At 62.7% G+C, this 13,588-nt stretch carries 14 protein-coding genes; 8 read left to right on the forward strand and 6 right to left on the reverse strand.

From position 1 onward, the window contains the following. Positions 1 to 11: 11 nt before the first annotated feature. Positions 12 to 608, reverse strand: coding sequence for a LysE family translocator (locus DQW77_RS15550; RefSeq protein WP_113259154.1), 597 nt, complete (start codon positions 606 to 608; stop codon positions 12 to 14). Positions 609 to 746: 138 nt separating this feature from the next. On the opposite strand from DQW77_RS15550, the gene DQW77_RS15555 reads away from it, so the two are divergent. After that, positions 747 to 1,493, forward strand: coding sequence for a rhomboid family intramembrane serine protease (locus DQW77_RS15555; RefSeq protein WP_113259142.1), 747 nt, complete (start codon positions 747 to 749; stop codon positions 1,491 to 1,493). A 26-nt stretch (positions 1,494 to 1,519) separates the two neighbouring features. Beyond that, positions 1,520 to 1,894, forward strand: coding sequence for a GFA family protein (locus tag DQW77_RS15560; RefSeq protein ID WP_113259143.1), 375 nt, complete (start codon positions 1,520 to 1,522; stop codon positions 1,892 to 1,894). Positions 1,895 to 1,906: 12 nt separating this feature from the next. On the opposite strand, the gene DQW77_RS15565 is transcribed toward DQW77_RS15560, so the two are convergent. Together DQW77_RS15565 and DQW77_RS15570 are read right to left on the reverse strand one after the other, a co-directional pair. After that, the gene (locus DQW77_RS15565; protein WP_113259144.1) at positions 1,907 to 2,695 is read right to left on the reverse strand and encodes an inositol monophosphatase family protein; all 789 of its coding nucleotides are present in this window, start codon (positions 2,693 to 2,695) and stop codon (positions 1,907 to 1,909) included. A gap of 62 nt (positions 2,696 to 2,757) precedes the next feature. Then, positions 2,758 to 3,666, reverse strand: a complete 909-nt coding sequence (locus DQW77_RS15570; protein WP_113259145.1) for a LysR family transcriptional regulator — start codon at positions 3,664 to 3,666, stop codon at positions 2,758 to 2,760. A 99-nt stretch (positions 3,667 to 3,765) separates the two neighbouring features. Here DQW77_RS15570 and metF point away from each other — a divergent pair, with 99 nt between their 5' ends. After that, entirely contained in the window at positions 3,766 to 4,632 is an 867-nt protein-coding gene (gene metF, locus DQW77_RS15575; protein ID WP_113259146.1) for a methylenetetrahydrofolate reductase [NAD(P)H], read from the forward strand. Between the two features lie 59 nt (positions 4,633 to 4,691). Beyond that, on the forward strand, positions 4,692 to 5,177 hold the full coding sequence (locus DQW77_RS15580) for a PaaI family thioesterase (RefSeq protein WP_181711300.1): 486 nt from the start codon (positions 4,692 to 4,694) through the stop codon (positions 5,175 to 5,177). A 4-nt stretch (positions 5,178 to 5,181) separates the two neighbouring features. On the opposite strand, the gene DQW77_RS15585 is transcribed toward DQW77_RS15580, so the two are convergent. The 3 genes from DQW77_RS15585 to DQW77_RS15595 form a co-directional block, all read right to left on the reverse strand. Further along, positions 5,182 to 8,262 (reverse strand): valine--tRNA ligase, encoded by a 3,081-nt coding sequence (locus DQW77_RS15585; protein ID WP_113259147.1) that lies wholly within the window; start codon positions 8,260 to 8,262, stop codon positions 5,182 to 5,184. Between the two features lie 178 nt (positions 8,263 to 8,440). Next, positions 8,441 to 9,046, reverse strand: a complete 606-nt coding sequence (locus tag DQW77_RS15590) for an HD domain-containing protein (RefSeq protein ID WP_181711302.1) — start codon at positions 9,044 to 9,046, stop codon at positions 8,441 to 8,443. Between the two features lie 142 nt (positions 9,047 to 9,188). Next, positions 9,189 to 9,623 carry an Lrp/AsnC family transcriptional regulator gene (locus DQW77_RS15595; RefSeq protein ID WP_113259149.1) on the reverse strand — a complete coding sequence of 145 codons (435 nt, stop codon included), beginning with the start codon at positions 9,621 to 9,623 and terminating at the stop codon, positions 9,189 to 9,191. Positions 9,624 to 9,729: 106 nt separating this feature from the next. Between DQW77_RS15595 and DQW77_RS15600 the strand changes: the two genes are divergently transcribed. The 4 genes from DQW77_RS15600 (at position 9,730) to DQW77_RS18270 (ending at position 13,468) form a co-directional block, all read left to right on the forward strand. After that, positions 9,730 to 10,857: a type III PLP-dependent enzyme gene (locus DQW77_RS15600; RefSeq protein WP_113259150.1), complete on the forward strand. Its 1,128-nt coding sequence runs from the start codon at positions 9,730 to 9,732 to the stop codon at positions 10,855 to 10,857. 145 nt (positions 10,858 to 11,002) lie between these two features. Then, positions 11,003 to 12,067, forward strand: coding sequence for a DUF2235 domain-containing protein (locus DQW77_RS15605; protein WP_258523879.1), 1,065 nt, complete (start codon positions 11,003 to 11,005; stop codon positions 12,065 to 12,067). A 54-nt stretch (positions 12,068 to 12,121) separates the two neighbouring features. After that, positions 12,122 to 13,228: a pyridoxal phosphate-dependent aminotransferase gene (locus DQW77_RS15610; RefSeq protein WP_113259152.1), complete on the forward strand. Its 1,107-nt coding sequence runs from the start codon at positions 12,122 to 12,124 to the stop codon at positions 13,226 to 13,228. 72 nt (positions 13,229 to 13,300) lie between these two features. Further along, entirely contained in the window at positions 13,301 to 13,468 is a 168-nt protein-coding gene (locus tag DQW77_RS18270) for a hypothetical protein (RefSeq protein ID WP_181711301.1), read from the forward strand. The last annotated feature ends 120 nt before the right edge of the window (positions 13,469 to 13,588 follow it).

Below are 13,588 nucleotides of genomic sequence, written 5' to 3' on the forward strand. Positions count from 1 at the left end.
CCTGTCCGCCGTCACGCCGCCAGCATCCATATCGCCACCGCCGCGAGAACCGCCCCGAACCCTTTGTTGAGTGCCCGGGCACTGGCGTCATGGGCAAAGAGCGCCGCGAGCCGGTCACCCAGCATCGTCCACATGGTGAAAGCAATAAGGTTGTTGAGCGTGAACACGGTCGTGATCATCATGACCGGCCCGCCGCGTTCCGCCCCCGCCTCGGGCAGGAACTGCGTGAACATGAGCGCGATAATGACATAAGCCTTGGGGTTGAGCAGCAGCAGGATCGCGCCGTCAAGAAAGGTGGCCGGCCTTGCCTCGGTCCCGCCATCGGTCGCGCCGGCGCCAAAGAGCCGCCACGCCAGCCAGAACACGTAGAGCGCCCCGGCAAGCTTGAGCGCAAGGAACACCGTCGGCGTGGCGGCCAGCGCCGACACCACCCCGAACCCGATCACAGCGGTCACCAGCCATGTCGCCAGATGGTATCCAAGGCTCGCCGGCACGGTGGCACGCAGGCCGAAGCGCGCGCCGTTGGCGGCAAAGACCACGTTGCCCGGCCCCGGGCTGTAGGCCAGAGGGAACAGGAACACCACAAGTGGGACAAGGATTTCGGACACGGTGCAGCCTCCGCAGGGATGCACCGGTTTGAACCGCAAAATGCAGCGTGGCGCGACCCGGATCCTGCGCTTTCAAAAACGCGGTGATCCCGGAACTCGGCCTTTGCGATACCGCGAAACCGCGCTAGGACTCCGCCCATGTTTCCGATCCGCGATCACAACCCGTCAGGGTGTACACCCTACGTCACCTATGCGTTGATCGCGCTGAACGTCGGAATATTCCTCAGCTACTGGCCCCTCTTCACTGAGCCCGACAAACTCAACTTCTTTTTCCGGGAATGGGCGATGATTCCGCTTCTGGTCAGCGAAGCCGGCACATATCATACCATGGTGACCTCGATGTTCATGCATGGCGGGGTGATGCATCTGCTCGGCAACATGCTGTTCCTGTGGATTTTCGGGGACAACCTGGAAGACGAGATGGGGCATACGGGCTTTCTTCTTTTCTATATCGTCTCCGGTCTGGGGGCGGGCCTGGCTCATATCCTGTCGGCGCCCGGATCCCCCGTGCCGACTGTCGGAGCGTCGGGCGCAATTGCCGGGGTGATGGGCGGCTACCTCCTGCTGTTTCCAAGGGCGCAGGTGGATGTCCTGATCATCATCGTCTTCCTCGTCCGGATCGTGGTCGTGCCCGCGTGGCTGATGCTGGGGCTGTGGTTCGGCCTGCAACTGTTCAGCGGGCTGGGCGCGGATCCCCTGACCGGTGGTGTGGCCTACTGGGCCCATGCCGGCGGCTTCGTGATTGGCGTCGTGCTGACATTTCCATTGTTTTTGCGACATGGTGGTCCAAAGTTCTGGCAACGCCACGATGGTCAGCCGCCACACGACGCTGCCAACTACAAGCTCGCCCGGACCCATATCCCGACGGTGCGGCGCCGCAAGTAGCCACGGACAAGGGAGTCGCGATCGCGATGGACAGACAATACAGAAACGCCACGTGCCATTGCGGCGCTGTGGAATTGCGGGTCATACCGCTTCGGACAGATCTCGGCGATGCCCACCGCTGCGATTGCAGTTTCTGCCGCCGGCGAGGCGCCGCGACAGTGAGTGTGCCCCTGGCCGACCTGGAAATACTGCGCGGTGCGGACAAGCTCACGCTCTACCAATGGAATACCGGCACCGCGAAACATTATTTCTGTTCCATCTGCGGTATCTACACCCATCACCAGAGGCGATCAAACCCGGAAGAATTCGGAATCAACCTTGGGGCGCTCGAAGGTATCAATCCGCGTGAGCGAGGCGCGATCCCGTGGGTCGATGGCGTCAATCATCCTGCGGACAGCTGAACGCCGACCACCTCACGCGGCGCGGATGACCTCCGCGAACTTGTCGAACACGGCTTCGTTGGCGCAAATCACGTGCCCGTCTTCAAGGATATCGCCGGAGGGTTCAAGCGGCGCGATCAGGCCGCCGGCCTCGCGCACGATAACGACACCAGCCGCAAGGTCCCACGGGTTCAGCCGCCGTTCCCAGAATCCGTCATAACGCCCGGCCGCGACATAAGCCATGTCAAGCGCTGCCGAACCCCAGCGGCGGACCCCGGCACAGGCGGGCATCAGCCGGGCCAGATCCTGAAGGGTCTGCGGCAGGTCGGACCGGCCGCCGAATGGCACGCCGGTGGCGAAGATCGCTTCAATCATGCGCGCACGCCCCGACACCCGCAGGCGGCTCTCGTTCATCCAGGCGCCTTCGCCCTTCTCGGCAAAGAACATCTCGTCCTTGGCGGGATCGAAAATCACCCCTGAAACAACCTGCCCCTTGTGCTCCAGAGCGATGCTCACGGCCCAGTGCGGCAAACCGTGCAGGAAGTTCGTCGTGCCATCCAGCGGATCGACGATCCAGCGACGGGTCGGATCCTTGCCCTCTTCACCGCCGCCCTCCTCGGCAAGCCAGCCATAGGTGGGGCGCGCGTTCATAAGCTCCGACTTGATGATCTGCTCGGCATTGGTATCGGCGCGGCTGACGAAATCCCCGGCACCCTTCATCGACACCTGCAGGTTCTCGACCTCGCGGAAATCCTTGACCAGCGCACGGCCGGCCTTGCGCGCCGCCTTGATCATGATGTTGAGGTTCGCACTGCCCGGCATGTCACCCGCTCCGTCTGTTCAGGCCGCGCGTATACGCCCGGCGTCCGGCCCGCACAAGGGGGTCAGGCGCCGCGTTGCAGACGAACCGGAATTTCCCGCGCCAGACGCACCAGATGGGCCATGTAGGGCTTGTCGGAATCCTCGTCGCGCACGGCGGCAAAAAGCCGGCGGGTCAGTCCGTTTTCGGTCAGTGGCAGGGTCACATAGTCATCATGGCGGCGCAATTCCCGCACCACCCAGTCCGGCAGGACGGCCACTCCGCGGTTCGAAGCGACCAGAAGCAGGATCACCGCGGTCAGTTCGACCCGCCTCGTGGCGCGCGGCTCAACCCGCGCAGGTGTCAGGAGTTCGGTGAACACATCCAGCCGCGCGCGGTCCACCGGGTAGGTGATCAGCGTCTCGTCGCGAAAGTCCTCCGCCTCGACAAATCCCTTGTCCGCCAGAGGATGCCCGGCAGCCGCCAGGAAGACGGGCTCGTAATCGAAAAGCGGCTTGAACGCGACGCCCGGCATCTCCTCGGGATCGGAGGAAATGACAAGGTCAATCTCTTCCTTGCGCAAGGCGGGTAACGCATCGAAGGCCAATCCCGGGCGGATATCCACGTCCACGTCTGTCCATGCGCGGCGGAACCTTTCGAGGACCGGGATCAGCCAGTCAAAACAGGCGTGGCATTCGATGGCGATATGCAGGCGGCCGGCACTGCCGTCGCGGACACCGCTGAATTCCTCTTCCAATGCCTCGATCTCGGGCAGTACACGCTCAGCCACCCTGAGAAGGCGATGGCCCGCCGCCGAAAGTTTCAGCGGCTTGGAACGCCGCACGAACAACTCGACCCCGGCCTGATCCTCCAGGCCCTTGATCTGGTGGCTGAGCGCGGATTGCGTGATGTGCAGGATCTCGGCCGCACGCGCCAGCCCGCCAGCCTGATGGATGGCGCGGATGGTGCGAAGGTGTCGGAAATCAATATGCATTATGCTCTCATCCTCATGTTGATCGTGAGATTTATGAATTTGCCTAACAATGCTGCGGCTGCCAATAAACCTCAAGTCACATCAGCAAGGATGCCCGCCATGACCAAACCCACCGTTTCCTTCGAGTTCTTTCCGCCAAAATCGCTGGAGGGGTCTTTTCGTCTCTGGGATACAGTGCATGCCCTTGCGCCGCTGGAACCACGTTTCGTCTCGGTAACTTACGGCGCGGGCGGCACCACGCGGACCCTCACCCGCGATGCCGTCGGCACCCTGCGGCAGGCGACGGGCCTCGATGTTGCCGCGCATCTCACCTGTGTCGATGCCTCGCGCGCTGAAACCATGGCAATAGCGGACGAATTCGCCGCCTCGGGCGTGAAAGAGATCGTCGCATTGCGAGGGGATCCGCCAAAGGGCACGACCCGGTTCACCCCCCATCCCGAGGGGTTCGCGAACAGTTGCGAACTTATCGGCGCACTGGCTGAACGCGGCGATTTCACCATCCGCGTCGGGGCCTATCCCGAAACCCACCCCGAGGCGTCCTGCGCCCAGGCCGATATCGATTGGCTCAAGCGCAAGTTCGACGCGGGAGCGGACGAAGCGATCACGCAGTTCTTTTTCACAGCCGAGTCATTCTTCCGGTTCCGCGATGCCTGCGAGAAGGCCGGCATCGACCGTCCGATCGTCCCCGGCATCCTGCCGATTGAAAACTGGCGGGGCGCCCGCAAGTTCGCCACGTCCTGCGGCACCAGGATCCCTGCATGGCTTGACGATGCCTTTGCCAAGGCCATCCGCGACGATCGCCATGATCTTCTGGCCACGGCACTGGCCACGGAACTCTGCGGTGATCTGATCGACGGCGGCGTCGAGCAATTGCATTTCTACACGCTGAATCGCCCGGACCTCACCCGCGACATCTGCCATGCGCTCGGCGTCGTGCCACAGGTGCAACTGCGCGACGTTGCGTAATCTTTGCACCGCGCTTCGGACTCCGGTTACGTTGCGGCCAACAGACCCGGAGGCACAGAATGGCGCGGCGCATCGCCGAAAACCTGAACGACCTGGCCGACCAGGACATGCTCCTCTCCCGTTCGGGACTGGAGTTCATGCAGGACATGCTCGCGGGCCGGATCGCCGGCCCACCCATCGGAGTGACGATGGGATTCCGGCCGATCATTGTCGAGGACGGGTGCGTGATTTTCGCGGGGACCCCGGATTTCAGCGTCGCGAACCCCATGCGTGGCGTACATGGCGGCTGGTACGGGGCGATCCTCGACAGTTGCATGGCATGCGCCGTGATGACCCGCGTGCCGCGGGGGGCCTATTACACGACCCTCGAATACAAGGTGAACATAACTCGCGCCATCCCCTTGGAAACGGAGGTACGCGCCACCGGGACGGTGTCCCATTCAGGCCGCTCCACGGGTGTCGCCACCGGCGAGGTGCGCGGCGTGGAGGACGGCAAGCTCTATGCCACGGGCTCGACCACCTGCATGATCATGGCCGCCGGCTGAGCCTTCATCCCAGTTCGGACAGGCGCCGCAGCGCCGCGCGCAGCTTGTCTTCCTCGTCCTCGCGCGTGCGCAGGTTCTCCCGCGCCTCCTCGACCACATCCTCGGGGGCGCTTTCGATGAACTTGGGATTGTCGAGGCGCTTTCGCAGCCCGCCGATTTCCTTCTCCAGCTTGCCCAGGGTCTTTTCCAGGCGCGCCTTTTCCTCGCCGATGTCGATGACACCTTCAAGTGGCAGGCCAAAGCTGCCGCCCTCCACGGTCACGGTGATGCAGCCGCGCGGAAACGCCGCGACCCGGCTCAGGCTGTCGATCCGCGCAAGACGCTTGATCATCGCCTCGTTGCGGTCCCATGCCGCCTGCCCGGCCTCGTCAAGCTCGGACACCAAAAGCGGGATGTGGAGCCCGGCAGGCACATGCACCTGTGCGCGCGCCGAACGTATGTTCTCGATGAGCGCGATGGACCAGTTCATTTCCCGGTCCGCCGCCACATCGACCAGATCGGGACCGTAATCCGGCCAGTCGGCATGGACCAGCATGCCGTCGCGATCGCCAAGCTTGCCCCACAGTTCCTCGGTGATGAAGGGCATCATCGGATGCAGCAGGATCAAACACTGGTCCATGACCCAGGCCATCGTCGCCTGCGTTTCGGCCCGGGTGTCGTCGTCACCGTCCAGAAGAAGAGGCTTGGAGAATTCCACGTACCAGTCACAGACCTTGCCCCAGACGAAGGCGTAAAGCGCGTTCGCGGCATCGTTGAAACGGTATTGCCCGAGCGCCTCGTCGACCGCACCGCGCACCCGCGCTGTCTCACCCATGATCCATTTGTTCACGGTGGCTTCGGGCTGCGGCAAACTGCCATCGTTGCCGGTGGCGCCGTTCATCTCAGCAAAACGCGCGGCATTCCAGAGCTTGGTGCCGAAATTGCGATACCCGGCAATGCGTTGCGGCGAAAGTTTCAGGTCACGGCCCATGGCCGCCATGGCGGTCAGCGTGAAACGCACCGCGTCGGCACCGTAGTCGTCGATCAACTCCAGCGGGTCGAGCACATTCCCGAGCGACTTGGACATCTTCTTGCCGGTCTCGTCCCGGACGAGGGCATGCACGTACACATCCGAGAACGGTTTCTGGCCCACGACGGCATATTGCATCATCATCATCCGGGCAACCCAGAAGAAAATGATGTCGAACCCGGTGATCAGGACACTGGTTGGGAAGTATTTTTCCAGTTCCTCGGTGTCTTCGGGCCAGCCCAGCGTGCCGATGGGCCAGAGGCCGGAGGAAAACCAGGTATCGAGAACATCCGGATCCTGCCACACCGGATAGATCAGGTGCGTCGGATCCTGCGTCGCGGTATACTCCGCCAGGCTCGCGGCGAGCTTGTGCAGCGCATCCTCGCGGCTCTCGGCCTCCACCACCGTCATTGCCTGCAGTGGCACCGGCAGATCCGCCAACCGGTCATGGTAGGCATCCGAAATGGCGCCAAACCCGGTTGCGCATTCCATCAGGTAACTGTTGTGCCCCTCGTTGAGCAATCGCAGCATCTCCGAGAGGTCAAGCGTGCCATCACCCTCGTCGTCACGGAAACCGGGCGCGCTCAGGTCAAACCCGTACCAGACCGGAATCTGGTGCCCCCACCAGAGCTGCCGGGAGATGCACCACGGCTCGATGTTTTCCAGCCAGTGAAAATAGACCTTGCGATCGGCCTCGGGCATGATCCGGACCTCGCCGGTCTTCACGGCCTCGATGGCAGGTCCGACGATCTTGTCGGCGTCGACAAACCACTGATCGGTCAGCATCGGTTCGATCACGACTTTCGACCTGTCACCAAATGGCTGCATGATCGGCTTGTTCTCCACAAAGGGAACGGGCTCGCCTTGATCATTTTCAACCATGACCGCGAGTCCCTCACCGGTGATCTGCTCGACCACCCGGTTTCGAGCCTCGAAACGGTCCAGGCCCCGCAGTTCGTCGGGCACAAGGTTCAGCGTATCGACCTCCGCGGCCGTGAACCCCGCCCCGTTGGAAATTTCCCCTGCCCTTTCAGCTGCTTGCGCATAAGGTGCCCCGTCATTGCGCATGTGGCCGCCGGTATCCATCAGGCGGTACATGGGGATGCCACCGCGCTCGGCCACGGCGTAATCATTGAAATCGTGCGCGCCGGTTATCTTGACAGCACCCGACCCGAAATCCGGGTCCGGGTACTCATCGGTGATGATCGGGATCATCCGCCGATGCTCTTTCGGGCCTACCGGTATCTCGCAAAGTTTGCCGACAATTGGCGCGTAGCGTTCATCTGATGGGTGAACCGCCACTGCGCCGTCACCCAGCATCGTTTCCGGCCGGGTGGTGGCTATGGAGATATAATCCCGCTCCTCCCGGAGGGTCACGTTCCCGTCTTCATCTTTCTCCAAATACTCATAGGTCTCCCCCCCGGCGAGAGGGTACTTGAAATGCCACATCCGGCCCGGCCGTTCGATATTCTCGACCTCGAGATCTGAAATCGCCGTCTCGAAATGCGGATCCCAGTTCACCAGCCGTTTGCCCCGATAGATGTAGCCCTTGGCATGCATCTCGACAAAGACCCGGATCACCGCATCATGGAAGTTGCCATCCTCGCCTTCGGGTGCGCCGGGCGCGCCCGACATCGTGAACGCGTTTCGCGACCAGTCGCAGGACGCCCCCAGCCGCTTCAGCTGGTTGACGATCGTGCCGCCGGAGCGGGTTTTCCATTCCCAGACCTTGGCAAGAAAATCCTCACGGCTGAAATCGGTCCGTTTCCTGCCCTCTTCGGCCAGTTGACGCTCGACGACCATCTGCGTGGCAATACCCGCATGGTCCTGCCCCGGCTGCCAGAGGGTGTCGAACCCGCGCATGCGATGCCATCGCACGAGGATGTCCTGCAAGGTGTTGTTGAACGCGTGGCCCATATGGAGGCTGCCGGTGACATTGGGCGGCGGGATCATGATGCAGAACGGATCGGCCCCGGGGCGGGCATTGGCCCCGGCACGGAAACACCCCGCGGACTCCCATGCCTCGTAAATGCGCTGCTCGGCCTCGTTTGCATCGAATGTCTTTTCCATAGCCATAGCTTTCGCGGTCCCGTGATCCTGTACGCTGTTGGCGCCTCAATTAGCGAAACTGCCCGCCAAGGGAAAGCGGATATGCGGCCTCGGGGTGCGCAGGCCCGTGTTCAGGCGCGATATTCGCGCGAACGGCGAGGGATGTCCGGACCTCCGGGCATACAGCACCCCGGGGCAAGCAGGATCAGCCCCGTCGGGTTCCGGTCAGAGGTTCACGCATTCCGGGCCGGATGATTTCGGGGTCATATGGTGGACGCGCAAAGACCTCCCGGACCATGGGCGCGAAGAAATCCAGCGACAGCTCTTCATAATCCGGGTCGAAACTGGCCTGATCCCAGCGTTCGCAGAACTCGGCGCAATCTTCGAAATAGGGGTGCCCCCGATACGCCTCGCGCTTGTCGGGGTCAGCACCCACATGGCTGGCGTAATAAACCAGCTGGAAATCGCCGTGCTTTTCGACAACCCAAGTGCATTGCTCGCGCAGGAAGGGCCTGAGAATCGCGGCGGCGTATTCATCGTGGTTGTGCGGGGCATAAATATCGCCGATGTCATGCAGAAGCGCGGCGACGATCCAGTCGGTATCGGCGCCGTCACGGTACGCCCGGCTGGCAGATTGCAGGGAATGGCCGAGCCGCGTGACCTTATACCCCGACAAGCCCTTGTCGAGATCCACCAACGCCTTCAGCAGGCGCTCGGCCGTCCCCTTGGTGTATTCGGCCTCGTGGGCGGTCAGGAATTCATAGTCCTCCCTGTCGCCATCCTTCATCTGGGTAAACTTGACCCGGTCCATCATTCTTAGAAACCTTTCCTGTGCTGATCGGCACCAGCCGAATTGCGATCCTCACCGTAGGGGCATGCTTCGCGCGCTGCAAATGCCGCCGGTCGTGATGAGCGGGCGGGCGGTTCGGATTCGCCGAACGCGCAACCCACGATCACACGCCACGATCCAGCTTCGTCGAGAGATGGATCAGGCTTTCGGATCCTTTCACCCCCTTTGCCTCTCCGATCCGGTCAAGCGTCCGGTCCAGGGCCTCGGTTGTTCTGGCCTCGAGCGCCACGATGAGGTCAAAGCGGCCCGAGGTCGTATGCACGCGCCGCACTTCCGGGATGGATTTCAGCCGCGACAAGATGTCCGGACCGCTGCGCGGCTCGATACTCAACAGTGCGGTGGCCCGAAGCGGTGCGCGTGCCGCGTCGCTCAACCGCAGGGTATAGCCCTGGATGATGCCGCTCTGTTCCAGCCGGTCCAGCCGTGCCTGAACCGTGGTGCGGGCCAGGCCCAGCCGTTTTGCGATACCGGCGACCGGCAGACGCGCGTTCGTTGCCAGCATGTCCAGGATCGCGGCGTCTGTTTCGTCATTTTGCATATTTTAGTTGTCTTTTTGCTGCATATTTTTGTCATTATAGCCGTTGTGACCAGTCATTTCGACGCTTGAATTTTGTAGGATACCAAAAACAAGCGGAGGCCGAGCAATGCGAGAAATACCCAACTGGCCCGATCCAACGGCGCATATTGTACGTCAGAGACCGGATACCGCGACGGTCTATTTCTGTCCGGCGCAGCTTCAGAACACGGCGCAACGGTTCCGGACGGGCTTTGGCGGGCTGGTGAGTTACGCCGTCAAGGCCAACCCCGGCGACGAGATTCTGGCCAACCTGGTCGCCGCGGGGATCACCGCATTCGATGTGGCCAGCCCGCGCGAGATGTACGCAGTGCGCGCTGTCTGTCCGCACGCGGTGCTGCATTACAATAACCCCGTCCGTTCGCCCGACGAGGTAAAAACCGCGATTTCGCTGGACGTGGGATCCTACTCAGTGGATTGCATGGCCGAACTTGACAAGCTTCGGGACGTCCCGCCAGGTGCCGAGGTTTCGGTACGGTTGGCGCTGCAGGTATCGGGTGCAGCCTACGATTTCGGGGAAAAGTTCGGCGCCGGGCCTGAACAGGCGGTCACCATTCTTCGCGCAGTCGCGGACAGTGGATTGACACCGGCAATCACCTTCCACCCCGGAACACAATGTGCCGACCCGCAGGCTTGGGAAACGTATATAGCCGCCTCTGCGCAGGTCGCCGCGGCGGCCGGCGTGCGGCTTTACCGCCTCAACGTGGGTGGCGGATTCGCTGCTCATCGGACGGGCGCTGCCCCGGATCTTGAGAGGATATTCGACAGGATCAAATACCAGACCGCGCAGATTTTCGGAACGGACGCACCGCACCTCGTCTGCGAACCCGGCCGCGCGATGGTGGCCGACTCGGCAACTCTGGCGGCACGGATCAAGGCGATCCGGCCCGATGGCTCGATCTTTCTGAATGACGGAATTTACGGGGCCCTCGCGGAGGCGCGGGATATCGGCTGTCCGGACCGCCTGACCGTGCTTGCGCCGGAAGGCATGCGGCGTGAAGGCGCCGGGAAATCCCGCATCGTCTTCGGCCCCACCTGCGACAGCCTTGACCGCCTGCCGGACCCGGTGCCCCTGCCCCACGACCTTCGGGAAGGGGACTATCTGCTGATTGGTGGCATGGGAGCCTACGCGCACAGTCTGTCGAGCAGGTTCAACGGCTACGGTCCCGGCGATCCGGTGACAGTCGCCACGCTCTGATGTCCGGATTCGGTGCGCAAAGGCCGGACCCGGGCTGGATCACGGCGGTTTTCATGGACTATGAAAGCCTTGTGGCCCGAACCGGGCCGTTCCCTTGATCGGTTTGAGCGCCGGGCGGGTGATGTGCTGATATGGACGAAGCCGCATGAAGCGAATGCGCCAATGGATCCATGTTCTTGGCGGGCTGTTAAGGCCGGGGCTTCGGCACGGGCGCAGCAAGTTCATCCGGGCCCGGGGGCGCGTCGATCACGTTATCATCCTGGACGGCACCATGTCGTCGCTCTTGCGCGGATGTGAAAGCAACGCGGGGCTGGCCTACCGGCTGATTTCGGAACGCAGCGGCGCAGGCATGACAGTCTATTACGAGGCCGGGCTGCAATGGGTGGACTGGCGCGCAACGCTGGACATCCTGACCGGCTGCGGGATCAACAGGCAGATCCGCCGGGCCTACGGATATCTGTCCAGCCGTTATCGCGAAGGCGACAGGATTTTCCTTCTGGGCTACTCGCGTGGGGCCTATGCCGTCCGCTCCCTGGCCGGTGTGATCGACCAGATCGGCCTGCTGAAGCCCGAAAACGCGACCGAACGCAATGTCATGACGGCGTATCGCCATTACAGGGCAACGCCCGCAGGCACGGCGGCGGCAGAATTTTCCGCCCGCTACTGTCATGAAACCGTGCCAATAGAAATGATCGGTGTCTGGGACACGGTAAAGGCACTCGGCATGCGGCTCCCTGTATTCTGGCGCTGGACGCCAGACACCCATGCCTTCCACAATCACAGCCTCGGCAACACGATCCGGCACGGCTTTCATGCTCTTGCGTTCGATGAAACGCGCGCCGTGTTCACGCCTGTCCTTTGGGAAAGCCGCCCCGACCATGATGGTCACCTGGAGCAGGTCTGGTTCCGTGGAACGCATGGTGATGTCGGTGGCCAACTCGGTGGTTACGAACCGGCCCGGCCCCTGGCCAACGTGTCGCTCGTCTGGATGCTCGAACGCGCCGAGGCGTGCGGTCTGCCGCTTCCCGAGGGGTGGCGGGCACGCTTTCCCGCCGATCCCGATGCACAATCCGTGGGCACATGGCGGGGGTGGGGCAAGATATTCCTGATCCGCGCGCCGCGAACGGTGGGCACCGATCCATCGGAGCGGCTTCATGAAAGCGTTCGCGATCCCTCGCGGCGCCGGGGTGGCCGGCGACGGACCGCCTGAAAGCCGGGCAAACCCCGGCTTGCACCTTTCGGCCCCTTGCCCTTATCTGTGCGCATGTCTTACCCGCGCTACACCGATCTCGTCCGTGCCCTGTCCGCCAACGTGCCCTTTGTCGGACCCGAAGAACAGGAGCGCGCCCGCGGCGCCCCGTTCGCGGCCCGGCTCGGCGCCAACGAGAACAATTTCGGCCCTTCGCCAAAGGCCGTCGCGGCCATGCAGGCCGAAGCCCGCGAGATCTGGAAATACGGGGATCCGTCAAGCCACGACCTCCGCGCGGTACTGGCCCGGGCCATGGACGTGACCCCGCGGAACATCCTTGTCGGAGAGGGGATCGACGGGCTTCTGGGCAATCTTGTCCGGCTCCTGATCGCACCGGGCGATCCGGTGGTGACCTCGGATGGCGCCTACCCGACATTCGCCTATCACGTCGCCGGCTTTGGCGGCAGCCTGCACAGGGTGCCCTATCGTGACGATCACGAGGATCTGGAGGCGCTGATGGCGCGCGCCGCCGAAACCCGCGCCAAGCTTGTCTATGTCTCCAATCCCGACAACCCGATGGGAAGCTGGCACCGTGGTGCCAGCATCGCTTCGGCGCTTGAGCGGCTGCCGCAAGGATGCCTGTTGCTGCTTGACGAAGCCTATCTGGAGTTCGCCCCCGACGGCACTGCCGCCCGGATCGAGGCCGAGGATCCCCGCGTGATTCGAATGCGCACCTTTTCAAAGGCCTACGGCATGGCCGGAGCCCGGATCGGCTATGCCATCGGCGCCACCGACCTGATCCGGAATTTCGACAAGATCCGCAATCATTTCGGTATGAACCGGGTTGCCCAGGCCGGCGCGCTTGCGGCCCTCGGGGATCGTGAATGGCTGGACCAAACCCTTGAAAGGGTCGCAGGCGCCCGTCAGAAGATCGGTACGATCGCGCGTGAGAACGGCCTGACGCCGTTACCGTCGGCAGCCAATTTCGTGGCCGTGGATTGCGGCGCGGACGGTGAGTTCGCCCGGCGGGTCCTGGCGGCCCTGGTGGCGCGCGGGATTTTCGTCCGAATGCCCTTTGTCGCGCCGCAGGATCGCTGCATACGCATCAGCTGTGGACGCGACGAAGAGCTCGCGGCGCTGGCACACCATTTGCCCGACGCATTGGCAGAAGCCCGCAGGTAACTCGCGATCCGTGCAATTCTCACCTGACATTTTCCGAGACTGCGTTAAACTCCGCTCATGAGACGCGGGAACATGCCCTCTGCCCCGGATTACACCAACGCGGCGCTGGTGATGGGTCTGGTGAACCTCTTCTGGATTTTCATCGTCCTCGCGATCACAGCCGGGATGCCTGCCGTGCTGATTACCGGTTTGGTGCTGAATCACCTGATCAGGCGCCTCGCGGTCAGCCGCGCGGACTAGGCGGCGTCTGCATTTAGGGGATTCCCAAATCGGTTCTCGTTTGATTCAAGATCAAAAACGGGAGGCGATCTTGAGCAGACGGACTTTGACAGACAGGCAGTGGGCGATCATCGAACCTTT

This window comes from Roseovarius sp. TE539 (assembly GCF_003298505.1).
GTDB lineage: Bacteria > Pseudomonadota > Alphaproteobacteria > Rhodobacterales > Rhodobacteraceae > Roseovarius.